This is a genomic window from Paracoccus liaowanqingii (assembly GCF_004683865.2).
Classification (GTDB): domain Bacteria; phylum Pseudomonadota; class Alphaproteobacteria; order Rhodobacterales; family Rhodobacteraceae; genus Paracoccus; species Paracoccus liaowanqingii.
The window spans coordinates 1-25353 of record NZ_CP040764.1 but is presented as its reverse complement, the minus strand read 5'-3'; the positions used below and the strand labels follow the sequence as shown (position 1 = coordinate 25353).

The following is a 25353-nucleotide window of genomic DNA, read 5'->3' as shown; positions in this document are numbered from 1 at the left end:
CACCGATGCAGGACGATCCGCGCGGATTGTCCTGCCTCATCGAACACAGAGCGCGCGAATTCGCGTCTAATCGCGCCTCCTTGGGCGGACTATCTGACAGTCATTGAAACGGCCCCGACCTTTACCGGCCGACTGCCAAAACCAAGGAAAAACGACCATGAAAACTTTTGTGTTTGCACTGACCGCCCTGACCCTGGCCTCCGGTGGCGCCTTCGCCGCCAGCAGCGGCGGGATGACCGAAACCACCGCTCCCGCCGAGGCCTCCCAGACCGTGCAGGTCCCCGCAGGCGACGTGATGACCTCGCGCGAGCTGGCACAGGCCGGCCTGAACGCCCGTGACCTGGTGACGGTCACCCAGATCAACACCAGCGAAGACACCGCCGGCATTGATAATTCCAGCCGCGGCTTCTACTGATCCTTGCGACCGGACGGCCCCGCTGACGGGGCCCGAGGGCCGTCGACCATCCGGTCGGCGGCCCTTGCGCATGTCGCGGTCCCGGCAGGGGGGCCGATCATGGACATCAAGAGCCTGCGCCTGTTCGTGGCCATCGTCGACGAGGGCAGCTTTGCCGCCGCCGCCCGGCGGGTCGGCATCTCGAAAAGCATGGCCAGCAAGATGATCTCGGACCTGGAGGCGGACCTGGGCACCCGGCTGCTGACGCGGACCACCCGCGCGGTGACGCCCACGGCGGCGGGCCACGGCTACTGCGCCGAGCTGATCGAGGTCCTGGCCCGCCTGGACGCCGCGACCGAGGCGGTGCGCGCGGCCTCGGCCCATCCCTCGGGGCCGCTCAGGCTGGGGGTGCCGGTGCAGTACACGATGCGGGTCTTCCAGCCGCATCTGCTGCGCTTCATGGAGGAATATCCCGACATCCAGCTGGACCTGGTGCTGGACGACAGCCGGTCCGACCTGTCGCGCGACGGCTTCGACGCGGTGATCCGCATCGGCCGGCTGGAGGACAGCAGCCTGCATGCCCGGCATCTGCAGGATGCCTGCATCCTGCTGGTCGCCTCGCCCGATTACATCGCCCGCATGGGCCAGCCGCGACGTCCGGCCGACCTGCGCGATCACCATTGCCTGCACTACACCAACCTGCCCGGCACCGGCACCTGGCCCATGCGGCAGGGATCCGAGGTGATCTATCAGAAGATCGTGCCGACCTTCTCCAGCAACAACGGCGAGTTGCTGCGCGCGCTGGCGGTCAGCGGCAAGGGCATCGCGCTGACCCCCGAGTTCCAGGTGGCCGAGGATCTGGCCGAGGGGCGGCTGGTCGCGGTGCTGACCGACCACGCCCTGCCCGGGGTGCCCATCCACATCGTCTATTCCAGCCGCAAGCTGGTCACCGCCGCGCTGGCCGCCTTCCTGGAGTTCATGGGCCGGCTAGATCTGCGCTGACGGACAAAACGCCGCCTTGCGCCCGGCGTCGGGGGCTGCGCTGATGGGCGCAGCATTACGACGGGAAGCGGCGCATGAGCGAACGGATCAGGGTGGCCATCATCGGCGCGGGGCTGGCGGGGCTGACCTGCGCCGGCCGTCTGGCGCAGGCGGGGCTGTCCGTCACGCTGTTCGACAAGGGCCGCGGCCCCGGGGGCCGTCTGGCCACCCGCCGGGCGGAGGGCGGCCTGCGCTTCGATCACGGCGCCCCTTGGCTGGCCGCAAGCGATCCCGGCCTTGCCGCCTGTCTGGACGGGCTGATCTCCGGGGGCCATGCCGCCCCCTGGCCCGACGCCGATCCTCATGCCGTGACCGGCCTGCCCGGCATGTCGGCCATCCCCAAGGCGCTGGCGGCAGGGCTGGACGTCCGGCAGGGCGCCATGGTCACCGCCCTTAAGCGCCAGGACCGCGTTTGGCATCTGGGCGGCGAGGGGATCGCGCATCAGGCCGATCTGGTCGTCCTGGCCATTCCCGCCCCGCAGGCCCGCGACCTGCTGGGGGCGGATCATCCCTTCGCGGCGGATCTGGGGCAAATCAGCTATCACGCCTGCGTCACGCTGATGGCGGGGCTGGACCCCGCCGCGCCGCGTCCCTTCGTCCACCGGCGGTGCCAGGGCGCGCTGCACCAGATCTGGCAGGACGGCGCCAAGCCCGGCCGCGCGGACCTGCCCCTGACCCCTTGGGTCGCCCATGCCGATCCGGACTGGAGCATGGCCCATATCGACCTGCCCTTCGCCGAGCTGGCCGAACTGATGGCGCCGCTGCTTCTGGCCGAGCTGGGCGCGGACGCCGCCCATCTGCGCCACAGCGCGGCGCATCGCTGGCTTTACGCCCGGACCGACCGCGCGCTCGGGCGGCCCTTCCTGGCCGATGACGCCTCGGGGCTGGTCGCGGGCGGGGACTGGGCGCTTGGGTCCGATGCCGCACATGCCTGGGACAGCGGGCAGGCGATGGCCGCCCATCTGTTGGCCCGGCCATGAGCGAGGATCCCCCGGACCGCACCCCCCGCGCCGTCCCGCAAGGGCGGCTGACACGCATGCTGCGCATCGGCGGGCTGGCGGGCGGCATCGGCGGTCGCGCCTTGGCGCAGGGCGCGCGGCAGCTGGCCACCGGCCAGCGCCCCAACGCGCAGGACCTGTTCCTGACCCCGGCCAATGCCGCGCGGCTGGCCGCGCAGCTGGCGCAGATGCGCGGGGCGGCGATGAAGCTGGGGCAGCTGGTCTCGATGGAGGCGGGCGACATGCTGCCGCCCGAACTGACGCAGATCCTGTCGCGGCTGCGCGCCGATGCCGACCCAATGCCCCCCAAGCAGCTGCAGCGGGTGCTGGACACGGCCTGGGGGACGGGCTGGCTGCGCCATTTCGCCCGCTTCCAGGTGCGCCCGATCGCGGCGGCCTCGATCGGGCAGGTGCATCGGGCGCAAACCAAGGACGGGCGCGATCTGGCGATCAAGGTGCAGTATCCCGGCGTGCGGGACAGCATCGACAGCGACATCGCCAATCTGGGCCTGATGATGCGGATCCCCGGCCTGCTGCCCCCCGGCATCGACCTGCCCGCGCTGATGACCGAGGCGCGCGAGCAGCTGCATGCCGAGGCCGACTACCTGCGCGAGGCGCAGCAGATGCGCCGCTACGCCGCCAATCTGGCGGGGCGCGACGAATTCCTGCTGCCGGTGCCCGACGATCAGTTCAGCACGCCCGACGTGCTGGCGATGGACTTCATCGACAGCCGCCCCATCGAGACCCTGGCCGAGGCGCCTCAGGACATCCGCGACCGCGCCGCCCAGAACCTGGGCCGCCTGGTCATCGAGGAGCTGTTCCGCTTCGACCTGATGCAGACCGACCCGAACTTCGCCAACTACCGCTGGCAGGCCGAGGGCGGCCATCCCGACGGAGGCCGCATCGTGCTGCTGGATTTCGGCGCCACGCGGGGATTTTCACCCCCCGTCGCGCCGCGCTATCTGGCGCTGCTGCGGGCCGCCCTGTCGGGGGATCGCGCCGACATCCGCGAGGCCGCCATCGCCATCGGCTATTTCCGGCCCGAGACGCCCGAGGCGCATCAGGAGATGCTTCTGGGCATGATGGACGTGGCCTTCGCGCCGCTGCGGGCGGGCGGGATCTTCGATCCGGCCTCCAGCGGCATCCCGCAGCAGGTGGCAGATGCGGCCATGCAGGCGGCCCGCACCCGCGCCCCGGCCGAGATGCCCCCGCCCGAGATCCTGTTCCTGCACCGCAAGATCGCGGGACTTTATCTGCTGCTGGCGCGGCTGCGGGCGCGGGTCGATCTGGACGCGCTGATCCGCCCCGAGGATCTGGACCGGATGCTGGCGGCGCGCAGCTAGGCCTGGTCGACCTCGTGCAGGCGGTCTCCCACCAGCCGGGCGATCATGCGGAACTCCTCGGACACGGCCAGGGCCGCGCCGGTATCCTCGGTCGGCACGGCGCCGGGATCCTCCTGCCCGTCGCGCAGGGTGTCGTGCTGGTCCAGCCAGTCGATCACCGGCTGGCGCGCCTCGGGCGCCAAGGCCGCGACGATCCGCGCCAGCAGGCGGCGCTGCGCCTCGAGGCGCGCTTCCAGAACGGAGATGGGGGTGTCGGTCATGGCGGGCCTCATGGGGGGTTGTGGGGGGTCTTGGACGTTGGAAACGCGCCCCGTCGCCGCAGGGGTCCGGCGGCGCCGCGAAGAAGCGCCGATGGAACATCGCCCCCTCGCGGGGGTTGGGCGCGTTGCAAAAGGAAAGGGGGCGCGTCCATGTGGGACTGGGTGTCGGAGAACAGCGGGCTGGTGCAGGCCGCGATGGCGGCGATCACGGCGCTGGTCTGGGTGGTCTATCTGCATATCCTGGTGCTGGGCATGCGCCGCCAGCGCCGGACCGAGATCCTGATCCATCTGGGCGGCGCGCGCGACCTGTCCGCCCGCATCCTGGTCAGCAACCTGGGGCTGGAGCCGCTCTACGTGCTGGAGATCATGCTGACCGTCTGGACCGCCGATGGCGAGCGCATGTCATCCGTCGCCGACCGGACCGAGATCGCCCGCGACCAGCACGAGACCCCGCGCCAGGCGACGCTGCAGGGCGCGCTGAAAAGCGGCGACCATGTCGAGATCGGCAGCGTCACCGACCTGCTGGACCGCGCCCGGCACCAAGGCTTCGACCAGATCGCGCCCGCCGACATCCGCCATCTGCAGATCACCGTGGCCGCCATCACCGCCGCCGACAGCCATATCACCGCCGCCACCCGCCGCTTCGCCATGCGCCGCGACGGCGACACGCTGTCCCTGCGTCCGCTGAACCTGGCCGCCCAGCAGATCCGCTCGCGCCGCCAGCGCCGCGAGATCGAGGCGCAGATGCGCAAGGGGCTGTAGGGCGGTCAGTCGCCGCCGAAGAGATCGCGGGTATAGACCTTGTCCTCGACGCCCGTCAGGTCGTCGGTCAGCCGGTTCGCCACGATCAGCCCGGCACGCGCCTTGAAGGCCGCCAGGTCGGTGATCACCTCGGATCCGAAGAACCGCGCCTCGGACATGGCGGGCTCGTAGACGATGACCTCGACCCCCTTGGCCTTCAGCCGCTTCATGATGCCCTGCACGGCGGACTGGCGGAAATTGTCCGACCCTGCCTTCATCACCAGCCGATAGATCCCCACCACCTGCGGCTTCCGCGCCAGGATATGGTCGGCGATCACGTCCTTGCGGGTGCGGTTCGCCTCGACCACGGCGGCGATCAGGTTCTGGGGAACGTCGGCATAGTTGGCCAGAAGCTGCTTGCTGTCCTTGGGCAGGCAGTAGCCGCCATAGCCGAAGGAGGGGTTGTTGTAATGCCCGCCGATGCGCGGATCCAGGCCCACGCCCTCGATGATCTGGCGGCTGTCCAGCCCGCTGGTCAGGGCATAGCTGTCCAGCTCGTTGAAATAGGCCACACGCAGGGCAAGATAGGTGTTGGCGAACAGCTTGATCGCCTCGGCCTCGGTCGGGCCGGTCAGCAGGATCGGCACATCGTCGTCCAGCGCCGCCTCGGCCAGCAGGTCGGCGAAGACGCGGCCGCGCGGGCTGTCCTCGCCCACCACGATGCGCGAGGGGTGCAGGTTGTCGTGCAGCGCGCGGCCCTCGCGCAGGAATTCGGGGCTGAAGATCACCTGATCGGTGCCGAGCCGCGCCCGCACGTCCAGCGTGAAGCCCACGGGCACGGTCGATTTCACCACGATCACCGCCTGCGGGGCCAGCCGCATGACATCCGCGATCACCGCCTCGACGCTGGAGGTGTCGAAACGGTTGGTGACGGGATCGTAGTTGGTGGGCGTGGCCACGATGACATGGTCGGCGCCCGCATAGGCGGTGGCGGGATCTGTCGTGGCGGTCAGGTCCAGATCGCGGGTCGCCAGGTGGTGGGCGATGTCCGCGTCGATGATCGGGCAGCGCCGGTCGTTCAGCATGGCCACGCGGCCCGCGTCCACGTCCAGCGCGCGCACCGTGTTGCGCCCGGCCAGCAGGACCGCGTTCGACAGGCCCACATAGCCGATCCCGGCGACCGCGATGATATGTCCCGACATGTGGGTACGCTCCTGCCCTTGTTGCGGAGCGCACCCTAGGCGCGCGGCGGCGGCATCGCAACCGCCCGGCCCGCGCGCGCGGGTTCAGCCGGCCTGCAGCGCCTTGGCCTCGGCCCGGCGGGCATGGAGCGCGGGTTCCGTATAGCCCGAGGGTTGGTCGGCCCCGGTCAGGACCAGATCGCGCGCCGCCAGGAAGGCCGGGCCGTCGAAGTCCGGCGCCATGGGGCGATAGGCGGGATCGCCCGCGTTCTGGGCATCGACCTTGGCGGCCATGCGGCGCAGCGCATCCTCGACCTGCTCGGTCGAGACGACGCCGTGCTGCAGCCAGTTGGCCAGATACTGCGCGCTGATGCGGCAGGTGGCGCGGTCCTCCATCAGCTGCACGTCGTCGATGTCGGGCACCTTGGAACAGCCGATGCCCTGATCGACCCACCGCACGACATAGCCCAGGATCCCCTGCGCGCTGTTCTCCAGCTCGCGGGCGACCTTGTCCTGGGCCATGGGCGCATCGGCCAGCGCAGGCGTCAGCAGCAGGTCCAGATCGGGGATCGGGCGGCCTTCCAGCTCGTCCTGGCGCGCGGCCACGTCGACCACGTGGTAGTGCAGCGCGTGCAGCGTCGCCGCCGTGGGCGAGGGGACCCAGGCCGTCGAGGCGCCGGATTTCGGATGGCCGATCTTGGCCTCCAGCATCTCGGCCAGGGCGTCGGGCTTGGCCCACATGCCCTTGCCGATCTGCGCCCGGCCGCGCATCCCCGAGGCCAGGCCGATCAGCACGTTGCGATCCTCGTAGGCGGACAGCCACGCCGCCGCCTTCATCGCGTCGCGCCCCAGGAAGGCGCCCGCCTGCATCGAGGTGTGGATCTCGTCCCCGGTGCGGTCCAGGAAGCCGGTGTTGATGAAGAACAGCCGATGGCGCAGCGCGTGGATCGAGGCCGCCAGGTTCGCGCTGGTGCGGCGCTCCTCGTCCATCAGGCCCAGCTTGACGGTGTTGGGCGCAAGGCCCAGCACGGCTTCGACATGGGCAAAGACGCGGTCGGCGAAGGCCGCCTCGTCGGGGCCGTGCATCTTGGGCTTGACCACGTAGACGGCGCCCGCGCGGCTGTTGCGGGGGCCGTCGGTCTTCTTCAGGTCGTGCATCGCGCAGGCCACGGTGACCATCGCATCCATCAGCCCCTCGGGGGTGGGCTGGCCGTCCTTGCGGATCACGTCGGTGGTCATCAGATGGCCCACGTTGCGCACCAGCAGCAGGGCGCGGCCCTGCAGGGTGACGGTCGTGCCGTCGGGCCGGGTCACGCGGCGGTCGGGGTTCAGGCGGCGGGTCATGGTCTTGCCGCCCTTGTCGAAGCTGTCCTCCAGATCGCCGCGCATCAGCCCCAGCCAGTTGGCATAGACGCCGATCTTGTCGGGGGCATCCACCGCCGCCACGCTGTCCTCGCAGTCCTGGATGGCCGACAGCGCGGCCTCCATCACCACGTCGCGCAGGCCCGAGGCCGAGGCCGCGCCGATCGGATGGCCGGGGTCGATGACCAGTTCGACATGCAGCCCGTTGTGGCGCAGCACGTACGCGGTCTGGGCGCCCTCGGTGCGGGTGCCGACATAGGCGTCGGGATCGGCCAGCCGCACCGGCTGACCGGCGACGGTGGCGACCAGGCCCTGATCGTCGGCGCCGTAGGCCTCGACCCCCGCATGGCTGCCCGCCAGCAGCGGCAGCGCCTGGTCCAGGACCTGGGCCGCGCGGGCCACGACCGCATCGCGGCGCGCGGCGTCGAAGCCGCCCGAGGGCACCGGCCCCATCACGTCCGAGCCGTAGAGCGCATCATAGAGCGAGCCCCACCGCGCATTCGCGGCGTTCAGCGCGAAGCGGGCATTGCTGACCGGCACGACCAGCTGCGGCCCGGCCAGGGTGGCGATCTCGGGGTCGATGGCGCCGTTCTCGACGCTGAAGGGGGCGGGCTCGGGGGTCAGGTAGCCGATCTCGGTCAGGAAGGCGCGATAGGAGGCGGCGTCCCAGGGCTGGTTTCCGCGGCCCTTGTGCCAGGCGTCGATCTGCGCCTGCAGCTCGGCGCGGCGGTCCAGAAGGGCGCGGTTCTCGGCCGCGAAGCCGTCCAGCAACGTGGCATAGCCCTGCCAGAAGGCGTCGGGCGCGACCCCGGTGCCCGGCAGGACGCGGTCGGCGATGAAATCGGCGAATTCGGCATCGACCTCGAGGCCGTGAAGGGGGGTGAAGGATCGGTCCATGGGGTGTCTCCTCGGGGTCTGTCGGGATTCGGCACTCGGTGCCCGTCCCCCATGGGATACGACAGGCGGCACCATTTGCCAAGCGTTCTGGAAGCATTTTCCAGAATCGGCAAAACAGCGCGACGAATCAAAGTTGACAAATTCCGTCTGGAACCAGAAACATGCGGGCAGGAAAAAAGGGTCCGCGCATGTCGCTTCTTGCCAGCCACCGCCGCCACGGCGTCATTCCCCGCGCCTCGGGCGCCGCCGCCGCCGCGCTGAAGGCCCGCGCCAGCGCGTGGGAGGCGCCCCTGACCGAGACGCCGGGGGTGCTGTCCCTGTTTGTCTGGGGTTGCGAATTGCGCCTGACCGCCGAGACCGACAGCGCCCGGATCGAGCTGCTGGCCCCCGAGGCGCGGCTGATCGGCACCTTGCAGGACAGCGCCACCGAGATCTTCGCCGAGGCCGGGCTGGAGGTCGCATGGGACCGCGTCGACGAGGGCGCGCTGGCGCCGGGCCTGTCGGTGATGCGCGTGGCCGCCGTCATCCGCCGCAGCCCGGGCTTTCTGCGCATCCGCCTGCAGGGCCCCGAGGCCGCGCGCTTCGGCGAGACCAGCCTGCATTTCCGCCTGCTGCTGCCGCCCCCGGGCCGGGCGGCGGTCTGGCCGCGCGTCGCGGCCTCGGGGCGGACCTCATGGCCCGAGGGGGCGGATGCGCTGCACCGGCCCGTCTATACGGTTGCGGCGCAGCAGGGGGATTGCCTGGAGTTCGACATCTTCCGCCATGCGGGCAGCCCGACCTGCGATTGGGCCATGTCGGGGGTCGAGGGATCGCAGGTGGCGATCATCGGCCCGGGCGGCGGCTGGTGCCCCGAGGGACCGGCGCTGAGCCTCTTCGGTGACCAGACGGCGCTGCCGGCCATCGCCCGGATGCTGGATCTGGCGCCGCATCTGGTCAGCGGGCCGGTCCGCGCCTGGATCCGCGCGGCGCCCGAGGATCTGGGTGCGCTGGCCGATGATCCGCGCCTGACGCGGACCGACGATCTGCTGGGGGCGCTGGCGGCGGCGAATCTGCCCCAGGGCCATGTCTGGTTGGCGGGCCACGCGCCCGAGGCGCGGGCGGCGCGGCAGCATCTGCTGGCGCGGGGCTGGCCGCGGCGCGACTTCACCGCCGCGGCCTATTGGGATTGAGGCGGCGCCCCTGCCCGGCGGCGGGGTGGCGGGGGCGCCGGATCCGGATATTTGCGTGAAGAAGAAAGGTCAGGCCGCGAGGCGGGCATAGATGCCGCTCTGCGCGATCAGGTCGGCATGGGTGCCGAGTTCGGCGATGCGGCCATGGTCCATGACGACGATGCGGTCGGCATTGCGGATCGTGCCCAAGCGGTGGGCGATGACCAGCGTGGTGCGGCCTTGCGAGAGGGCGTCCAGCGCCGACTGGATCTCTCGTTCGGTCTGGCTGTCCAAGGCGCTGGTGGCCTCGTCCAGGATCAGGATGGGCGGGTTCTTCAGGAAGGCGCGGGCGATGGCCACGCGCTGCTTCTGGCCGCCCGACAGCATCACCCCGCGTTCGCCCACGATCGTGTCCAGGCCCTCGGGCAGGCCGTCGATCAGCGTGGAGAGCTGCGCCTTGGCGGCGGCCTGGCGGATCTCGTCTTCCGAGGCGTCGAGGCGGCCATAGGCGATGTTCTCGCGCAGGCTGCCGCCGAAGAGGAACACGTCTTGGCTGACCAGACCGATCTGGCGGCGCAAGCTGGACAGGCGCATCTGCGGCAGGGCGATGCCGTCGATGGTGATGAGCCCCTGCGTGGGGTCGTAGAAGCGTGGCAAGAGCGCCAGCAGCGTCGTCTTGCCCGCGCCCGAGGGGCCGACGAAGGCCAGCGTCTCGCCCGCCCGCACGGTCAGGTCGATCCCCTGCAGGATCGGGCGGCCCTCGTCATAGGCGAAGCCCACGTTGTCGAAGCGGATCTCTCCGGCCAAAGCGGGGGCGTCGATGGCGTCGGGGGCATCCGCGATCTCGGGTTCGGTGGCCAGCAGCTCCTGATAGCGGCGGAATCCGGCGATGCCGCGCGGATAGGTCTCGATCACGGCGGCGATCTTTTCCAGGGGGCGGTAGAAGACGCCGACCAGCAGCAGGAATCCCACGAAGCCGCCGGTGGTCAGATCGCCCGACAGCACATAGCCCGCGCCCACGACCATCACGATCACCTGCACCAGCCGCAGCCCCATGTATTGCAGCGCGGAGGATGCCGCCATCACGCGGTAGGCGTCCAGCTTGGCCTGCCGGTAGCGGGCATTGTCGGCGGCGAACAGGTGGCTTTCATGCGCCTCGTTGCCGAAGGCCTGCACGACGCGGACCCCGCCCAAGGTCTCCTCCAGGCGGACGTTGAAATCGCCGACGCGGGAATAGATGGCGCGCCAGGTGCGGGTCATCCGGCCGCCATAGACGATGACCAGCGCCAGCATGGCGGGCACGATCAGCGCCACGATCACCGCCAGCTGAGGGTTGATCCAGTACATGAGCCCGAAGGCGCCGACAAAGGTCATGATGGCGATGAAGGCATCCTCGGGGCCGTGATGGGCGACCTCGCCGATCTCCTCCAGATCGCGGGTGACGCGGGCGATCAGCTTGCCGGTGCGGGCGCGGTCGTACCAGCGCCAGGACAGGCGCGTAAGGTGGTCGAAGGCCCGGGCGCGCATCGCCGTCTCGATGTTGATGCCCAGTTTGTGGCCCCAGTAGATCACCACCGTCAGCAGCCCGGTATTGACGATATAAAGGACCAGCAGCCCGCAGGCGGCGGCGACGGTCAGCGTCCAGTCGCCCTGCGGCAGCAGCCGGTCGATGAAATAGGTGACGGCCAGCGGGAAGGCCAGTTCCAGCAGGCCCGACAGGACGGCGCAGCCGAAATCCAGCCAGAAGAGGCCCATGAAGGGGCGGTAATAGGCGAAGAACTGGCGCAGCATCGGGGGCGTCCTTTTCGGGCGGGACGGGCAGGGGAAGGGGGCCAAGCTGCCGGGGTGATCGGCCCAATCGGGCAGGGGTGTCAAGGCATACCTTACCCAATTGCTAGGATTAGCCCCGGCACATGTCGCGCCCATGTCTGTTTCCGCTGGCCGAATGTCGCAATCCTGCCACGTCGCGGCGCCGGGACGACTAGGGTGAGCCGAACGCCACCCGCCCCAAAATCCCCGAGCCCGCCATGACCCATGCCCCGACCGCCCCGATGACCACCGCCGAGCTGATCGCCACGCGCCGTCCGGGCCACGCGCTGCCGCGCGACCTCTATTGCGGCGAGGACGCCTATCGCGACGATCTGCAGCAGATCTGGTACCGCGAATGGCTGTTCGCGGCCCCCGCCTGCGAGCTGGCCAAGACCGGCAGCTATGTCACGATGCAGGTCGGCGATTACCCGGTGATCCTGACGCGCGGCGCGGACGGGCGCATCCGGGCCTTTCACAATGTCTGCCGCCATCGCGGCCAGCGGCTGTGCGCAAAGGCGGGGGGCACCAACCCCAAGCTGGTCTGCCCCTATCACCAATGGACCTACGATCTGGACGGCAAGCTGCTGTTCGCCCGCGACATGGGCCCCGATTTCGACCCGTCGAAATACAGCCTCAAGCCCGTGCATTGCGTCGATCTGAAGGGGATGGTCTTCATCTGCCTGGCGCAGATCCCGCCCGCCATCAACGAGCTGGCCGTGAACCTGATGCGCTATGTCGCCCCCTCGGGGCTGGCGGAGGCCAAGGTGGCCCACAGCTCGACCATCGTCGAGAAGGGCAACTGGAAGCTGGTGATGGAGAACAACCGCGAATGCTATCATTGCGGCGGCAGCCATCCCTCGCTCTGCCGGACCTATTCCGACGATCCGCTGATGACGGTGATGGAGGGGCCGAACGCGGCCTCGCCCGAGATCCTGGCGCATTGGGACCGCTGCGATGCGGCGGGGCTGCCCGCGCGCTTCATCAATGCGCCCGACATGCAGTGGCGCATGGCGCGGGTGCCGCTGATGGACGATCAGGAAAGCTTCACCATGTCGGGCAAGGCCGCGGTCGCGCGGCGCATGGGCCAGATGCCGTGGAATGACGCGGGCAGCCTGATGTTCTATCACTTCCCGTCGTCCTGGAACCACTTCCTGGCCGATCATGCCATCGTCTTCCGCATCCTGCCGATCAGCCCCACGGAGACGCAGGTCACCACCAACTGGCTGGTCCACAAGGACGCCGTCGAGGGGGTGGATTACGATCTGGAGACGCTGACCCGCGTCTGGCTGAACACCAATGACGAGGACCGCCAGGTGGTCGAGGAGAACCAGGCGGGCATCCTGTCGCCCGCCTACGAGCCCGGCCCCTATTCCCCCAGCCAGGAGGCCGGGGTGATCCACCTGATCGACTGGTATTGCGGGCTGATGGCGGCGCGCTTGAGAACGCGGATGGCGGCGGAATAGATGGCGCGCCCCCGCCAGAACTGGACCGCCGAACCCTGGGCGGATGACGAGGCGCTGGAATGCGTCATGGTCGTGCCCGAGACGCGCGACACCTACAGCTTCATCTTCCGCGCGCCCTCGGGGGCGTGGTTTGACTATCAGCCGGGGCAGTTCGTGACGCTGGACCTGCCGGTTCCGGGTGGCAACGTGCAGCGGACCTACACGATCAGCTCGTCGCCCTCGCGGCCGCTGTCGATCTCGGTCACGGTCAAGGCGCAGGCGGCCTCGGTGGGCACCCGCTGGATGCTGGACCACCTGACGCCGGGGATGCGGATCCGGGCCTATGGCCCGAACGGCATCTTCAGCTTTCACCGCCATCCGGCGGCGAAATACCTGTTCATCTCTGCCGGCTCGGGCATCACGCCGATGATGTCGATGACCACCTGGGCCTGGGACCGGGCGCAGGACACCGACATCGTCTTCGTCCATGCCGCGCAGCGCCCGTCCGACATCATCTTCCGCGACCAGCTGGAACATTACGTCGCCCGCGTGCCGGGCCTGCAGCTGCGCCTGACGGTGGAACAGCCAGAGCCGTTCCGCGTCTGGCACGGCTATCAGGGTCGCCTGAACAGCCTGATGCTGGGCCTGATGGCACCGGATTACTTGGAGCGCGAGGTCTTCTGCTGCGGCCCCGAGCCCTTCATGCAGGCGGTGCGCGAGATGCTGGTCTCGCTTGGCTACGACATGGACCGCTATCACCAGGAAAGCTTCGGCGCGCCAGTGGCCTCCGAGGCCGAGGCGCCGGTGATCGAGGACGTGGCCCCCGATCAGGACGCCCGCGCGCAGGTGCATTTCGCGACCAGCGGCGTGACGGCGGTCTGCGCCGAGACCGACACCGTGCTGGCCGTGGCCAAGCGGGCGGGGCTGAACATCCCCTCGGGCTGCACCTTCGGGCTGTGCGGGACCTGCCGGATCCGCAAGACCGCCGGAGAGGTCCACATGGTCCACAATGGCGGCATCAGCGACGAGGACATCGCCGAGGGCTGGATCCTGGCCTGCTGCTCCAACCCGATGGGCCGCATCGCCGTCGAGGTCTGAACGTCAGGGCTGGCGGTCCAGATGCCGGCGCAGGATCTCGACATTGCGCAGGTTGGCCTTGAAGCCGATGTCGAAGAGGCTGCCCAGCAGCGGGATGCTGCCCACGATGCCGTCGATCGCGACATTGCCGATCTGGCGCATCATCTTGTGGCGCGGCAGGCCCATGCGGCGGCTTTCCAGCACGATCCAGGCGGCGGGCACCGTCGCCGCCGCATCCCCGATCACCGGCAAGAGCCCGGCGATGGAATCGAAGCCGATGCGGATGCGCGTGCCCGGGATGCGAAAGATCGAATCGAGCCGCTGCGACAGCCGGTCGAGGCGCTGGAATCGGGCCATGTCGGGATGATCTGTCATGGGGCCGAAGCCTTGGGGGGCGGTCCGGGTTCCCTTGGCGCGCCGCGAGGGGCCGGGCGGGGGCCTGCGGCATCCGGGCCGGGAAACGTTCGCCGCGGGGCGGCGTTGGGCTGGCGGTTCCCGTCCCGCCCGGGCAGAAGCCGCCTTGCATCCCTGCCGGACGTGACCAGAATGAACCCTGATGACAGATGACAGCGCCCCGACCGCAAGCCGCCGCCCGCTTCTGGGCTGGGGCGGCACGGGGCTGGCCCCCGGCCCGGCCTTTCTGGTCATCGCGCTGGCGGTGGCGGCCAAGCTTGTCTTCTTCGCCGTGCTGGACCGCCCCTTGGGCTGCGATTGTGGGCGAATCTGGGCGATGCCGGACAACCCGGCCTCGAACTCGCTGATCATGCTGGACCCCTACAGCCTGCTGCATCTGGTCTTCGGCGCGCTCTTGGTGGCCTGGCTGGCCTGGATGCGCCCGGGCTGGGGGACCTGGACCCTGATCGCGGTGGTCGTGACCGGCAGCACCCTGTGGGAGCTGGCCGAGAACCTGCCGCAATCCATCCAGCTGTTCAACTATGACACCGGCGACCCGCGCGACTATCGCGGCGACAGCCTGCTGAACGCGATGGCCGACACGGCGGCGGCCGCCTTGGGGGCGTGGATCGCGTGGCGGCTGCTGCCATGGCGGGCGGTGCTGGTGCTGGCCGCCGCCATCGAGGTGCTGGTCTCGCTCTGGATCGGGGACGGGTTCCTCATGGCCACGCTGCGCGCGGTGCAGATGATCTGAGCGCGGCTTGGGGTTTCAGGCCCTTAGGATCGCCGGGGTGACCGGGTCGCTGGCCTGCCCGAAGAGATGCGTCTCGATCAGGTCCACCGCGCCCGCGGCGCCGGGCCAGGCCGGGGCCTGGCGGGCAAAGCGTTGGGCCTGGGCACGGAACGCCCCCTCGTCCAGCAGGCGCCGGACCGCCGCCGACAGGCGCCGCTCGGTCGCGAAGCGTGGCGACAGGCGCAGCCCCGCCCCGCAGGCCGCGATGCGCGCCGCCACCCCCGGCTGGTCGTTGGCCAGGGGCAGGGCCAGCATCGGCACGCCCTGCTCCAGGCATTCCAGCGTGGTGTTCAGCCCGGCATGGGTCACGCACAGGTCGGCCCGCGCCAGCACCGCCCGCTGCGGCACGAAGGCGCGGACCCACTCGGCCGGGATGCGGGCGGCTTGGGCCGCCGACAGTCCTTGGCCGTGGGTCACCAGCACCTGCGCCCCGGCGCGGCGGCAGGCCCGCGCGATGCGCGCCAGCAGCGCCAGCCGGTGACCCTGCAGCGTGCCCAGGCTGACGAAGACGAAGGGCCGGTCGGGATCGAGGCGGATGTCGTCTGGGAAGGGCGCGGTGGGGGCGTCGCGGAACGGTCCCAGATGCCGGACCCGCGCGCCGCCCACCGGGCGGGGATAGTCGAAGCCCGGCGGGGTCTGCGCCAGTGTCAGTTCAGGCGACAGGCAATCCGCGAAATCGCGCCGCCGCCCCAGCCCCCAGGCATCGGCATGGTGCTGCATCACCCGGCCATGCGCCGACATGACCCAGGTGGCGATGCGCCGGGCCGAGGCCAGCCTCTCGACCCCCTTGGGCGAGGGATCGCAGCGCCAGCCCAGAAAGGGCAGCGGAACGCCGGGTTCGGGGTCGAAGGGCAGGGCGCAGGCGACCGAGATCATCGGCAGGCCCAGGTGCTCCGCGATCAGCCCGGCGGCCGGCTCGGTCTGGTCGCCCAGGATCAGGTCGGCGCGCAGCCCCGCGATCAGCGCCGGGCCGTGGCGGCACAGCCGGTCGGTGCGGTCCGCGCCCTGCGCGATGTCGTCGCGCAGCCCTGCAAGCCGCTGCCGCGCGGGCGGGGGTACGGGCGGCACGGGCAGGCAGCGTGCGCTGTCGGCACAGAGATATCGGACCTGATGCCCGCGTGCGCGCAATTCGCGGGCCAGCGCCTCGAAGGCCTGCACGTGGCTGGGATAGGGGGGACAGACCATGACGATGGACGACCCCGGCTTGTCATGCAGTACCATTGTCGTCTCCGGCGACAGCCTTCTGTCATCCCTCAACCATGGCGGCTGTGAGTTGTTCCCGCAGGAGAAAACCCCGCCCCGCCGGTGGTGCCGAAACGACCCGTTCACACACGGCCAGCGCGGGGTCGTGACAGGGGCTCAGACGCTGCCGGCGGAATTGGCTGGCGTGCGATCAGATCGAAGAATGCGACATTCGGTCGGAACGATCGGGGCGCGGGGAACTTGACCCTGACAAATCAAGGACGTGAGGGCAGAACATGGACAAGTTGGCACAGCGTTTGGGCCTTCGGGTGGACCCGACAATCTTCTTCGCCTCGGCGGGGCTCAGCCTCGTCTTCGTGGTCCTGCTGGTCGCCATGCCCGAGCCGATCGGCGCCGCCTTCGCCACCGGGCGGGCCTGGATCGTGACCAATCTGGGCTGGTTCTTCATCCTGGCGGTGAATGTCTGGCTGGGCTTCCTGATCTATGCCGCCATGTCGCGGCACGGCCATATCCGGCTTGGGCCGCGCAACTCGCGCCCCGAATACACCAATCTGTCATGGTTCACGATGCTGTTCGCGGGCGGCATCGGCACGGTCCTGATGTTCTGGGGCGTGGCCGAGCCGATCAGCCACTACCAGACGCCGCCTTTGCCGGGGGTCGAGCCCTTCACCCTGCAGGCCGCGCAGGACGCGATCTCGATCTCGCTCTATCACCTGGCGTTGCACACCTGGACGATCTTCGCGCTGCCGGGGCTGGCCTTCGCCTATTTCATCAACCGCTACGACCTGCCGGTGCGGGTCAGTTCTGTCTTCTACCCGTTGCTGCGCGAGGGGATCCACGGGCCCATCGGCAAGACCATCGACATCGTCTCGATCCTGGGCACGCTGTTCGGCGTCGCGGTGTCCCTGGGCCTGGGATCGTCGCAGGTGGCGGCGGGTCTGTCCGAGCTGTTCGGCTGGTCCAACGACACCGGGCTGCGGCTGGCGATCCTGGGCAGCCTGACCATCGTGGCCACGATCTCGATCGTGGCGGGGTTGGACAAGGGCGTGAAGTTCCTGTCGAACCTGAATATCGGCATGGCCGTGGGGCTGATGCTGTTCGTGCTGATCACCGGCTCGACCCTGTTCCTGCTGCGCGGCATCGTCGAGACGATGGGCCTCTACCTGTCCAACCTGCCGCGGCTGGCGTTCTGGAACGACATGCTGCATGGCGAGGGGATGGCCACCGGGGACTGGGGCTGGCAGGGCGACTGGACGGTCTTCTACTGGGCCTGGACGGTGACCTGGTCGCCCTTCATCGGGCTGTTCGTGGCGCGCATCTCGCGCGGGCGGACGATCCGGGAATTCGTCTTCGGCGTGCTGCTGGCGCCGTCGCTGTTCACGGTGATCTGGTTCGCGATCTTCGGCTGGCAGGCGCTGCAGATCGACGGCCTGGGACTGGCCGCACGCGAGGCGATGGGCCCCGCCGCGGGCAGCATCAGCGCAGCGGTGACCGAATCCGTGCCGCTGGCGATGTTCGCCTTCTTCGCCGAACTTCCCTGGGCGCCGCTGATGCAGGGGCTGGCGGTGCTGGTCGTAGCAATCTTCTTCGCGACCTCGTCGGATTCGGCCTCGCTGGTGGTCGACATGCTGTGCTCGGGCACCGCCGAGCCCGGCCCCGTGCGCCAGCGCGTCTTCTGGGGCCTGGCCGAGGGCGCCATCGCCGCGACCCTGATCCTGCTGGCGGGCGAGGCCGGGCTGACCGCGCTGCAGCAGGTCATCACGGTCGTGGGCCTGCCGATCTTCCTGCTGGTCTTCATGATGATCCCGGCGCTGATCCGGGGCTTCGCGGCCGAGGACATCGAGCACATCACCATCGGCAAGCGCCCCGCCCTGAGCGAGTTCGACCCGACGGTGCCGGAGGAACCCGAAAAGGTGCAGTCCCCGACCTGAATACTGGGGCTTACAACCCCTGCGGCTGTCGGTTCGCAGCAGGTTGAACGACGTCGCCGGGGCATCGTCCCCGGCTAATGCCAGTCCTGGACATGGGCCCCAGCCTATCCGTCAGCGGCAGCTCATCGCCGGGCGGGGCGCGATCTGCTCGGGGTCGTCCTCGGGCTGGGGCGTGGTCGCCTGAGCCTGCACCAGCGCCGAGGCCTTCAGCGCGACCTGCATCCGGTTCTTGGCGCTGAAATGCTTCATCAGCTCGCGGACATAGACCTTGATCGTCGCCTCGGTCAGGTTGAGATGGCGGGCGATCTCCTTGTTCGTCTCGCCCTTGGCCAGAAACTCCAGCACCTCGACATGGCGCCGCTTGGTCGGGGCGTCGGGCTGGAAGGGAGCCTCCGTCTCGGGACGCGCCACGGGTTGGTTGGGGCCGGTCCAGCGCGGGCTGCCGGCCAGGACCGGGGACGGGCGGGTGGCCAGGGGGCGGGGCGGTCGGGGGCGGCGGGCCGGTGATCGTCCAAGGTGCGGACACGCGCCACCGGCAGGGGCGCCGGGCTGCGGGCGCCTGCCAGCGGATGGGGGTGATAGGTCCCGCCATTGATGATGAACTGGATCGCCGCCAGCGCCACGTTCGCGGGCATGGTCGTCGGGATGAAGCCCTGCAAGCCGCCATTGATCGCCGCCGCGATCTCGGCACTGTCGGCCTCGTCGGCAAAGACGATCAGCGGGCTGGTCGGAGAGATGGCGCGCAGCCGGGCGATGGTCCGGGTGACGTTCGGATGGCGCAGGGACCACCCGCCGATGGGATAGATGCAGGCGGTCGTGCCCAGATCGGGCAGGTTCGCCAGCTCCTCCGGGTCATGGGTGATCCGCAGCTCGACTTGGGACTGCTGCGCCCAGGGAGAGAGGATCGATGCGAAAGCTGCCGCCCGCAATGCGTTCGGGTCGTGCAGAACCAAAGTGCAGGAAATCATTCCGAATGCGCCCCGTTATGAACCGGTTACCGTAAAAAACATGATCGGCATCTTGCCCGACAGCGCCATCGGCCCGATCACACCCACGTTACGACAAATGGCGGAGGGTGTCGCCTCAAATGGTACCGATCAGTCTGGATTCACCTGCGAAACGGCCGGGTTTTGCCGATCCGGGCGACGGGGCGGGGGGTGGTGTCGGACTCAGATTGAGCGGGTTTGCCGCCCGATCAACCCAAGGATTTGCATGGTCATTTGAAACGGCGCCCGGCCCCCGCGCCCGATCGACTCACTTGGCATAAAGCGAATCATTCTCGGCCAGAAACAGGTGGTAGTCGTAATCCGAGAGCGCCCGGTAGGCGGCATAGAAGGCCACCGCGCCGGCGATCAGCGCGCTGCAGAAGAACGCATAGGCCGAGATGCCCAGGACCAGGGACAGCCCGATGCTGAGCCCTAGGTTCAGCACCAGGAACGCCCCCTGGATCAGCGCGAAATGCGCCGTGCGGTTGGCGACCAGCAGCAGCGCGCAGCACAGGAACATCACCGCATGGCCGAGGCAGCCGATGAACCCGATCCGCAGCATCAGGAACTGGTCGAAGCTGAAATCCAGCGACCGCTCCAGCAGCGGCGACATCAGCACCAGCCCCACGGTCACCGCCGACTGCACCACGACGATGGTGAAGACCCCCGACCAGGCGGTGCGGACCAGATCCTGCAGCCGCTCCTGCAGCAGGGCATAGGTCGCGCGATCCTCCAGGGCGGCGTGGAAGCGGTCGATGGCGGCGACCAGATCGCCATGGTGAAAGATCAGCAGGGCGGCATAGCTGGGGATGACCGACAGATGCGCCAGAAACATCACGCTGTCATAGCCGCTGGCATGCAGATAGCCCGCCGCCGAGCGCACGCCGTCGGGCCCGAACCAGAACACCCATTTGTCGATCCAGACCCCGCAGATGGCGAACAGCACGCCCGCACACAGGACCGCATGCGCCCGCAGCTGGGCCAGAAGGTCCAGGCTGGTGGCGCGCAGGGTCGCGTAGCTGCTGGGACAGAGCCGCTGGACATGGCGGATCGACAGCGCGACGCAGAGCGACAGGCCCGCGGCCAGGCACCAGATCAGGATCTCGGTCGTGGGGCCGCGGCTGGCGGCGACCAGCGCGCAGGCCACCGACAGGGCCATGCCGCCGGTGAAGGCCGCGATCAGGAAGCCGAAGGCGCGCAGGGCGGCCAGCACGGCGAAACTGGTCCACAGCAGCGCCGCCGTGCCGGTCAGGAAGACGAAGCCGATGGCCACGCCCACGGGTTCAATCTCCAGGATGAGGCAGGCGAGGATGGCGATGATCTGCGCCACGGCCGAGGACAGGGCGGCGGCGGACAGGAACAGCTCGGCAACGGTGGCGGGCCGCCCCGCCTCGAGGGCCGCAGAGACGCGGCGGGCGGCGATGGCACCGATCGGTCCGGCGGCCAGCGGCGCGATGCAGAAGGCATAGACGACCGTCAGGCGCAGGTCCTCGACCGCCGCGAAGCCCATCACCGGCGTCATCGTGACCGAGATGATCGCCAGCGCCGTGACCGAGACCAGCCACGGCCCCGCCGCCACGATGATCGCCGCGCCGAGGCGCAGGACCGAGGCCAGCAGCGGATCGCCCGCGACCCATCGCGCCTCGCGCAGGATGGCTCGCAGATGGGCGCCGAGGCGCGCCGTGGCGGCCATCAGGCGACCAGCTCGCGATAGAGGTCCGCATAGCGCCCCGCCGAGATCTCGGAGGTGAAATAGGTCTGCACGCGGCGGCGCAGCACCTCGCCGCAGGCGGCGCGCAGGGCCGGGTCGGCCATCAGCTGGGTGATGGCCGTGCCGATCGCCTCGGCGTCCATGGGCGGCGCGATGCGCCCGGCCAGCCCCAGGGGGGGCTGCTCGTCCGGGGCGCCTTCGATGATCTCGCGGCAGGATCCCACATCGGTGGCCACGCAGGGGATGCCCGCCGCCCCGGCCTCCAGCAGCACCAGGGGCTGGGCCTCGCTGATGCTGGTCAGCACCAGCACGTCGATGACGGGCAGATAGTCCATGATGTCGACCTTGCCGGTGAAGGCGATGGTCTCCTCCAGCCCAAGCTCGGCCACGCGGCGCCGGCAGAGGGCGTCGTAGTCGGGATCCTCGTCGGTCGGGCCGATGACCAGCACCCGCACATCGGGGATCGCGCGGCGCACCAGGGCTGCGGCGGCAATATAGGCCTCGATGTCCTTGATCGGCACGACGCGCCCGATCAGCGCCACGGTAGGGCGGCGGCCTGCGGTCTGCGGGGCGATGGCCGCGAATTTCTGCAGCGCGATGCCGTTGGGGATGACGCGCAGCTTGGCCTCGGGGACGCCCAGGGCCCGCTGGAACGACTGGTTCGCGCCATAGAGCGTCGTGACCCGCAGGCAGCCCTGATAGGCGATGCGGGCAAAGGATTCGAAGCTGTCGATCCAGAAGCGGCGCACATCAGTGCGCGCGTCGTCCCCCGACAGGCCGCTGTCGATGGTGTCGGCGATCCAGTCCGCCATGACCAGATCGATCCGGCGCTCGTTGGTATAGATGCCGTGTTCGGTGATGGCCGCGGTGCGCCCCTGCGCGCGCGCCGCCCGCACCGCATAGAGCCCCGCATATCCGGTCGAGATCGCGTGATAGGTCCGCGCGGGCGGCACCGGCGCGGTGGCGATGGCCAGCAGGCTGCCCGCCAGGTTGCGCCACGCCCAGAAGAAGTCGCTGAACGCGGCCTCGGGCGCGATACGTCCGTAGCAGTCGGTCAGCGCCTGCCATGCGGCGGGCGACGAGGTGAGGTCACCGAAATCGGGCGGCGCGGCGGGGCCCAGAAATCCGAAGGGCTGGCGCCTGACGGGTTCGGCCAGCAGGTCGCAGAGCGCATCGAACCCGGCCGCATCGCCCTGGCGCAGCACCCGGTGCATCAGGTCGGCCAGCCGCCGCCCGTCCAGATCGGGGCGGCGCAGCCCCGGCTTGCGGATGCGCGGGGCTAGCGGCAGGACCTGGAAGGCCACGACATTGGCGGGCAGCTCGTAGCGCATCTGGCGCGGGCGCTGGTCGGCGACGATGGCCACCACGGCGAAGGTCGTGTCGGGCTGCGTGCGGATCAGCCAGTCCAGCCACGAGGACACGCCGCCCGCGACGAAGGGATAGCAGCCCTCGACCACCAGGCAGACATCGGCGGGGGTGGCGGCAGGGTTGGTGGTGGGGGCGGCGGTCATCCGACCCCTCCGCAGGCATAGCGGCGCAGGCGCGGCGCCTCCAGCAGCGCGGGGCGGAAGGCGGCGGTGGCGGCGCCCGACATCTGCGCGGCCCGGTCCTCCTCGGACCGCAGCAGCGCCGCCCGCAGCAGGGCGCAGGTGTCGGCATCGACGAAGCCCGAGGCCGCGACATCGCGCAGCGCCTGCGCGGGGGCATCGGGCCGGGCCAGCAGCGCCTTGGCCTGCGCGCCATAGCTGCCGCGCAGCCGGGCGAAGACGGCGGCGGCCTGCACGCGCAGCGCCGGCACGGGCGAGGCCAGCGCCGCCATCAGCGCGGGCCGCATGTCGGGGTGGTAGCTGCGCGAGATCGCGGCGATCGCCTGCTGCTGCTGGTCCAGCGTGCCGCCCGCCAGCCGGTCGAGGAAGGCCGGGGCGGCGATCTGGGGCAGCGGGTGGCGGCGTCCCTGGCGGATCTGGTCGTGGAGCCGGTCCGCCGCATCGCGGGGCCGGGCGCCGCGCGGGCGCGGGGTCCCGCGCAGGGCCGTGTCGGTCGCGGCGGGGCCGGGGGCCGCGATCATCAGCACCGGCCCGCCGAAGGGACCGAAGAGCAGCAGCAGGACGACCCGGACCAGCCCCTCGGACGGGGCCTCGCGGCAGACCAGCCGCGCCGCGCCCGCGACGGCCGCTACCAGCGCCAGATGGCACCCCAGCACCGCCGTCGCCGACAGGTCCCCCGCCAGCCAGCCCAGGATCAGGACGATATCCGCCAAGGCCGCCAGCCCCGTCAGCACCGCCGGCGCCAGGCCGAAGGCCCAAGGCCGCGCTGCGGCGCGCTCAGCCACGGGCCGCCTGCGCGGCGTGCGGGACCGCGGCGCGGTCGGCGGGCAGCCGGTCATCCTCGGGCACCTCGGGCGCGGGCTCGGACCCGCCCGGGTCGCGGTCGTCCCGGTCGCCGCCGTCGGCGTCCTCGGGCACCGGGGCCAGCACCGGGTGCCCGGGCGTCGCCCCGGCCCCCGGCATCCCGGTCGCCGCCGCCAGCTCGGCCCGGGCCACGAAGGCGTCCAGGCGGTGGATCTCTCCGGCCAGCACCAGATTGACCTCGCGCAGCCGGTCGCGCTCCAGGATGATCCGCCGCTCGCGCGCCAGCTGCTGCTGGCGGTAGAGGCCGATCAACAGCGCGATGACCAGCCATTGCGCGGGCACGGTCGCGATGTCGCCGTAATGTTCGGTGATGTCGACGCCGACCGGGCGGGTGGGCCAGTCCATCAGCAGCGTCGCCAGCCCGACCACCGACAGGCCCACGAACAGCCCGTGCTGGACGGCGGCCAGCAGGATGACGATCCAGAAGGGATGCCAAGAGAGGCTTGAGAAATAGCCCTCGCCGAACAGCAGGCGTTCGGAGAGGTCGATCGCCAGCAGCAGGACGGCGCTGCCCACGAAGCCGCGCAGGAAGCTGTCGGTGGCGGCCGGGGGGCGGGGCAGGTCCGAAGTTAGGGTCTGGACGGGCCGGGTCATTCGCGCGACGCGCTCTGGATCGGGGCGGGGGGCGTCGCGCCCGCCGGTCCGGCCAGATCCTCGTCATCAGAGGCCGGGGCGGGCTGGACCGTCACCAGATCGCCCGGGCGGATCAGCGTGTCCATCGCCGCCGCGATGGCGGTGGTCGCGGTCGCATCGGCGGGACGATCGATGGTCACCGACAGGCGCAGGCCGTCCTGCGCGAACAGCTCCAGCTCGGCCATGACGGTGTCGAAGGCGCTGTCGGCCGCATCCGAGGCCGTGGCGACCTTGCGCAGCTCGGCGGTCATCTCGCGGATCCGCTCGGACCTGGCCAGCTGGGCGTCCTGCTGGGCCAGCCGCCGGTCGGCCTGCAGCCGGAACATCAGGTCCAGCTTTTCCAGATGGATGCGTTCGGCATCCATCGCCCGCATGGCCGTCTCGTCCAGGCGCTGGTCGGTGATGAAGCCGTTCTGCAGCATCTCGGCCTGCTGGGCGCGGCGGGCGGCGTAATAGGCCAGCTGGGTGTCGGCCACGGCGCGCTGCTGTTCGGCGCTTTCGATCCGGGCGGCCAGATCGGCCAGCGTCGCCTCGGTCCGGGCGCGGCGCAGGTCCTCGGCACGCCTGTCCGCGGCAAGGGCGGTGCGTTCGCTGGCCACGCGTTCGGGGCCCAGAAGGTCCAGCGCCGCCTGCACCGCCGAGCTGTCCGCGGGCAGGTCGCCGGTGCCGTTTAGCGACGCCTGCAGGCGCAGGCGCTCCAGCGCCAGGCTGGCGCGGGTCTTGGCCAGTTCGGCCTCGCGTGCCTTCAGCGCGATCAGCCGCACCTGCGCCGCCGGGTCGCGGTCGTCCAGCGCCCCGGCCTGAGCCAGCAGGCGGGCGACCGTCAGCCCGGGGCTGTAGCCATGCGCCCCGGGCGCGCGGACCGCGCCCTGCACCAGCACCGGAGGGCGGCTGTCGAAGGCCGCGCTGATCAGGGTCTGGCTGGCCATCCGGTCGAAGGACGCGCGGGCGACCAGCGCCTCGATGCAGGAAAGCGACCGGCCCGCGACGTCCAGATGCCCCAGGGCGGGCAGCGACAGGGCGCCGGTGCCCGCGACGTCGTAGACCCCTGACAGGTCCAGCCGCTCGAAGACGATGTCGGTCGCCGGGGCCGCGGCATCGGGGGCGGCCAGGACCGAGGTCTCGAAGATGCGCAGGCTGATCCGGTCGCCCGGCACGGCCACGTCCGGGCCGCGGCCCGCCGCGTCGCATTCCGCGGGGATGGGCATTGCCGAGGCTGGTTGCCGCAGCGCCGCGACCGGCGCGGGCGGCAGGGATTCCGACACCGCCGCGCGCGGCAGCCGCCCCTCGCCCGAATTGTCGGGCGGCACGACCGTCCCGCCGCCCGCGATCCCCATGCGCGCGACCAGTTCCGCCGCCCGGTCCGTCAGCGCGACCAGGCCGTCCTGCTGCACCGCGGGCCAGACCCACAACCCGCCCAGACCCGTGGCGACGATGCCCGCGCTGACCAGAAAACCACTTACACCAGTCGTCATGCCCTGTCCTCTGCCTGCCATGTCGCGGGGCTTTGGAGAAATAACTTTGCAGTGCCGGGAAACTACGATAATTCGAATCTGCGCTCAATTGGCTTAAGGGCGAGCGGAGAATGACCGCCGCAGG

At 70.3% G+C, this 25353-nt stretch carries 23 protein-coding genes; 10 read left to right on the top strand and 13 right to left on the bottom strand.

The annotated features are described in order from the left end of the window. Positions 1–157: 157 nt before the first annotated feature. From E4191_RS21045 to E4191_RS21030, 4 genes are all read left to right on the top strand, one after another. A complete protein-coding gene (locus tag E4191_RS21045; protein WP_135819096.1) occupies positions 158–415 on the top strand; it encodes a hypothetical protein in 258 nt (85 codons plus the stop codon). A gap of 99 nt (positions 416–514) precedes the next feature. Next, positions 515–1396, top strand: a complete 882-nt coding sequence (locus E4191_RS21040; protein ID WP_139616306.1) for a LysR family transcriptional regulator — start codon at positions 515–517, stop codon at positions 1394–1396. Positions 1397–1470: 74 nt separating this feature from the next. Continuing rightward, complete coding sequence (locus E4191_RS21035) at positions 1471–2415, top strand: NAD(P)/FAD-dependent oxidoreductase (protein ID WP_139616305.1); 945 nt, start codon at positions 1471–1473, stop codon at positions 2413–2415. Further along, entirely contained in the window at positions 2412–3776 is a 1365-nt protein-coding gene (locus E4191_RS21030) for an ABC1 kinase family protein (RefSeq protein WP_139616304.1), read from the top strand. Before E4191_RS21035 ends, E4191_RS21030 begins: the two co-directional genes overlap by 4 nt. On the opposite strand, the gene E4191_RS21025 is transcribed toward E4191_RS21030, so the two are convergent. Continuing rightward, a complete protein-coding gene (locus E4191_RS21025) occupies positions 3773–4036 on the bottom strand; it encodes a hypothetical protein (protein ID WP_135818501.1) in 264 nt (87 codons plus the stop codon). The genes E4191_RS21030 and E4191_RS21025 overlap by 4 nt on opposite strands. Positions 4037–4186: 150 nt before the next feature. Here E4191_RS21025 and E4191_RS21020 point away from each other — a divergent pair, with 150 nt between their 5' ends. Beyond that, the gene (locus tag E4191_RS21020) at positions 4187–4798 is read left to right on the top strand and encodes a hypothetical protein (RefSeq protein ID WP_139616303.1); all 612 of its coding nucleotides are present in this window, start codon (positions 4187–4189) and stop codon (positions 4796–4798) included. Between the two features lie 5 nt (positions 4799–4803). On the opposite strand, the gene E4191_RS21015 is transcribed toward E4191_RS21020, so the two are convergent. Together E4191_RS21015 and E4191_RS21010 are read right to left on the bottom strand one after the other, a co-directional pair. Further along, positions 4804–5979: a nucleotide sugar dehydrogenase gene (locus E4191_RS21015; RefSeq protein WP_139616302.1), complete on the bottom strand. Its 1176-nt coding sequence runs from the start codon at positions 5977–5979 to the stop codon at positions 4804–4806. 84 nt (positions 5980–6063) lie between these two features. Then, positions 6064–8217, bottom strand: coding sequence for a malate synthase G (locus tag E4191_RS21010; protein WP_139616301.1), 2154 nt, complete (start codon positions 8215–8217; stop codon positions 6064–6066). Positions 8218–8405: 188 nt separating this feature from the next. Here E4191_RS21010 and E4191_RS21005 point away from each other — a divergent pair, with 188 nt between their 5' ends. Further along, the gene (locus tag E4191_RS21005; protein ID WP_139616300.1) at positions 8406–9386 is read left to right on the top strand and encodes a siderophore-interacting protein; all 981 of its coding nucleotides are present in this window, start codon (positions 8406–8408) and stop codon (positions 9384–9386) included. Between the two features lie 69 nt (positions 9387–9455). Here the strand turns inward: E4191_RS21005 and E4191_RS21000 are convergent, their stop codons facing one another. Continuing rightward, complete coding sequence (locus tag E4191_RS21000; RefSeq protein WP_139616299.1) at positions 9456–11156, bottom strand: ABC transporter ATP-binding protein; 1701 nt, start codon at positions 11154–11156, stop codon at positions 9456–9458. 236 nt (positions 11157–11392) lie between these two features. Between E4191_RS21000 and E4191_RS20995 the strand changes: the two genes are divergently transcribed. Both E4191_RS20995 and E4191_RS20990 read left to right on the top strand, forming a co-directional pair. Beyond that, the gene (locus E4191_RS20995; protein WP_228461907.1) at positions 11393–12637 is read left to right on the top strand and encodes an aromatic ring-hydroxylating oxygenase subunit alpha; all 1245 of its coding nucleotides are present in this window, start codon (positions 11393–11395) and stop codon (positions 12635–12637) included. After that, complete coding sequence (locus tag E4191_RS20990; RefSeq protein WP_139616298.1) at positions 12638–13714, top strand: hybrid-cluster NAD(P)-dependent oxidoreductase; 1077 nt, start codon at positions 12638–12640, stop codon at positions 13712–13714. It begins immediately after the preceding gene. Positions 13715–13717: 3 nt separating this feature from the next. On the opposite strand, the gene E4191_RS20985 is transcribed toward E4191_RS20990, so the two are convergent. After that, a complete protein-coding gene (locus tag E4191_RS20985) occupies positions 13718–14068 on the bottom strand; it encodes a DUF4112 domain-containing protein (RefSeq protein ID WP_228461906.1) in 351 nt (116 codons plus the stop codon). 181 nt (positions 14069–14249) lie between these two features. On the opposite strand from E4191_RS20985, the gene E4191_RS20980 reads away from it, so the two are divergent. Further along, complete coding sequence (locus E4191_RS20980; RefSeq protein WP_139616297.1) at positions 14250–14840, top strand: DUF2585 family protein; 591 nt, start codon at positions 14250–14252, stop codon at positions 14838–14840. Between the two features lie 15 nt (positions 14841–14855). Here E4191_RS20980 and E4191_RS20975 read toward each other — a convergent pair whose 3' ends face one another. Then, the gene (locus E4191_RS20975; RefSeq protein WP_139616296.1) at positions 14856–16100 is read right to left on the bottom strand and encodes a glycosyltransferase; all 1245 of its coding nucleotides are present in this window, start codon (positions 16098–16100) and stop codon (positions 14856–14858) included. A gap of 257 nt (positions 16101–16357) precedes the next feature. On the opposite strand from E4191_RS20975, the gene E4191_RS20970 reads away from it, so the two are divergent. Beyond that, a complete protein-coding gene (locus tag E4191_RS20970; protein WP_139616295.1) occupies positions 16358–18013 on the top strand; it encodes a BCCT family transporter in 1656 nt (551 codons plus the stop codon). A gap of 111 nt (positions 18014–18124) precedes the next feature. Here E4191_RS20970 and E4191_RS24390 read toward each other — a convergent pair whose 3' ends face one another. The 7 genes from E4191_RS24390 to E4191_RS20940 form a co-directional block, all read right to left on the bottom strand. Continuing rightward, positions 18125–18358 carry a LuxR C-terminal-related transcriptional regulator gene (locus E4191_RS24390; protein ID WP_228461905.1) on the bottom strand — a complete coding sequence of 78 codons (234 nt, stop codon included), beginning with the start codon at positions 18356–18358 and terminating at the stop codon, positions 18125–18127. Next, positions 18298–18966 (bottom strand): response regulator, encoded by a 669-nt coding sequence (locus tag E4191_RS24385; RefSeq protein ID WP_228461904.1) that lies wholly within the window; start codon positions 18964–18966, stop codon positions 18298–18300. The genes E4191_RS24390 and E4191_RS24385 overlap by 61 nt, the downstream gene beginning before the upstream one ends. A 301-nt stretch (positions 18967–19267) precedes the next feature. Continuing rightward, a complete protein-coding gene (gene pelG, locus E4191_RS20960) occupies positions 19268–20692 on the bottom strand; it encodes an exopolysaccharide Pel transporter PelG (RefSeq protein WP_139616293.1) in 1425 nt (474 codons plus the stop codon). After that, positions 20692–22221 (bottom strand): GT4 family glycosyltransferase PelF, encoded by a 1530-nt coding sequence (gene pelF, locus E4191_RS20955; RefSeq protein ID WP_139616449.1) that lies wholly within the window; start codon positions 22219–22221, stop codon positions 20692–20694. Before pelF ends, pelG begins: the two co-directional genes overlap by 1 nt. Beyond that, on the bottom strand, positions 22218–23042 hold the full coding sequence (locus E4191_RS23950) for a hypothetical protein (RefSeq protein ID WP_176562839.1): 825 nt from the start codon (positions 23040–23042) through the stop codon (positions 22218–22220). Before E4191_RS23950 ends, pelF begins: the two co-directional genes overlap by 4 nt. Next, complete coding sequence (locus E4191_RS20945) at positions 23035–23715, bottom strand: hypothetical protein (RefSeq protein ID WP_139616292.1); 681 nt, start codon at positions 23713–23715, stop codon at positions 23035–23037. Before E4191_RS20945 ends, E4191_RS23950 begins: the two co-directional genes overlap by 8 nt. Beyond that, the gene (locus tag E4191_RS20940; protein ID WP_139616291.1) at positions 23712–25229 is read right to left on the bottom strand and encodes a polysaccharide biosynthesis/export family protein; all 1518 of its coding nucleotides are present in this window, start codon (positions 25227–25229) and stop codon (positions 23712–23714) included. The genes E4191_RS20945 and E4191_RS20940 overlap by 4 nt, the downstream gene beginning before the upstream one ends. Between the last annotated feature and the right edge of the window lie 124 nt (positions 25230–25353).

Bases quoted from the DNA above. Each gene is read 5' to 3' on its own strand.
- E4191_RS21040 (WP_139616306.1), top strand. From the start codon at position 515: ATGGACATCAAGAGCCTGCGCCTGTTCGTGGCCATCGTCGACGAGGGC.
- pelG (WP_139616293.1), bottom strand. From the start codon at position 20,692: ATGGCCGCCACGGCGCGCCTCGGCGCCCATCTGCGAGCCATCCTGCGC.
- pelF (WP_139616449.1), bottom strand. From the start codon at position 22,221: ATGACCGCCGCCCCCACCACCAACCCTGCCGCCACCCCCGCCGATGTC.
- E4191_RS20995 (WP_228461907.1), top strand. From the start codon at position 11,393: ATGACCCATGCCCCGACCGCCCCGATGACCACCGCCGAGCTGATCGCC.
- E4191_RS20975 (WP_139616296.1), bottom strand. From the start codon at position 16,100: ATGGTACTGCATGACAAGCCGGGGTCGTCCATCGTCATGGTCTGTCCC.
- E4191_RS20940 (WP_139616291.1), bottom strand. From the start codon at position 25,229: ATGACGACTGGTGTAAGTGGTTTTCTGGTCAGCGCGGGCATCGTCGCC.
- E4191_RS21015 (WP_139616302.1), bottom strand. From the start codon at position 5,979: ATGTCGGGACATATCATCGCGGTCGCCGGGATCGGCTATGTGGGCCTG.
- E4191_RS20970 (WP_139616295.1), top strand. From the start codon at position 16,358: ATGGACAAGTTGGCACAGCGTTTGGGCCTTCGGGTGGACCCGACAATC.
- E4191_RS21035 (WP_139616305.1), top strand. From the start codon at position 1,471: ATGAGCGAACGGATCAGGGTGGCCATCATCGGCGCGGGGCTGGCGGGG.
- E4191_RS21000 (WP_139616299.1), bottom strand. From the start codon at position 11,156: ATGCTGCGCCAGTTCTTCGCCTATTACCGCCCCTTCATGGGCCTCTTC.
- E4191_RS20990 (WP_139616298.1), top strand. From the start codon at position 12,638: ATGGCGCGCCCCCGCCAGAACTGGACCGCCGAACCCTGGGCGGATGAC.
- E4191_RS21020 (WP_139616303.1), top strand. From the start codon at position 4,187: ATGTGGGACTGGGTGTCGGAGAACAGCGGGCTGGTGCAGGCCGCGATG.
- E4191_RS21010 (WP_139616301.1), bottom strand. From the start codon at position 8,217: ATGGACCGATCCTTCACCCCCCTTCACGGCCTCGAGGTCGATGCCGAA.
- E4191_RS21030 (WP_139616304.1), top strand. From the start codon at position 2,412: ATGAGCGAGGATCCCCCGGACCGCACCCCCCGCGCCGTCCCGCAAGGG.
- E4191_RS20985 (WP_228461906.1), bottom strand. From the start codon at position 14,068: ATGACAGATCATCCCGACATGGCCCGATTCCAGCGCCTCGACCGGCTG.
- E4191_RS20945 (WP_139616292.1), bottom strand. From the start codon at position 23,715: ATGACCCGGCCCGTCCAGACCCTAACTTCGGACCTGCCCCGCCCCCCG.
- E4191_RS21045 (WP_135819096.1), top strand. From the start codon at position 158: ATGAAAACTTTTGTGTTTGCACTGACCGCCCTGACCCTGGCCTCCGGT.
- E4191_RS21025 (WP_135818501.1), bottom strand. From the start codon at position 4,036: ATGACCGACACCCCCATCTCCGTTCTGGAAGCGCGCCTCGAGGCGCAG.
- E4191_RS21005 (WP_139616300.1), top strand. From the start codon at position 8,406: ATGTCGCTTCTTGCCAGCCACCGCCGCCACGGCGTCATTCCCCGCGCC.
- E4191_RS20980 (WP_139616297.1), top strand. From the start codon at position 14,250: ATGACAGATGACAGCGCCCCGACCGCAAGCCGCCGCCCGCTTCTGGGC.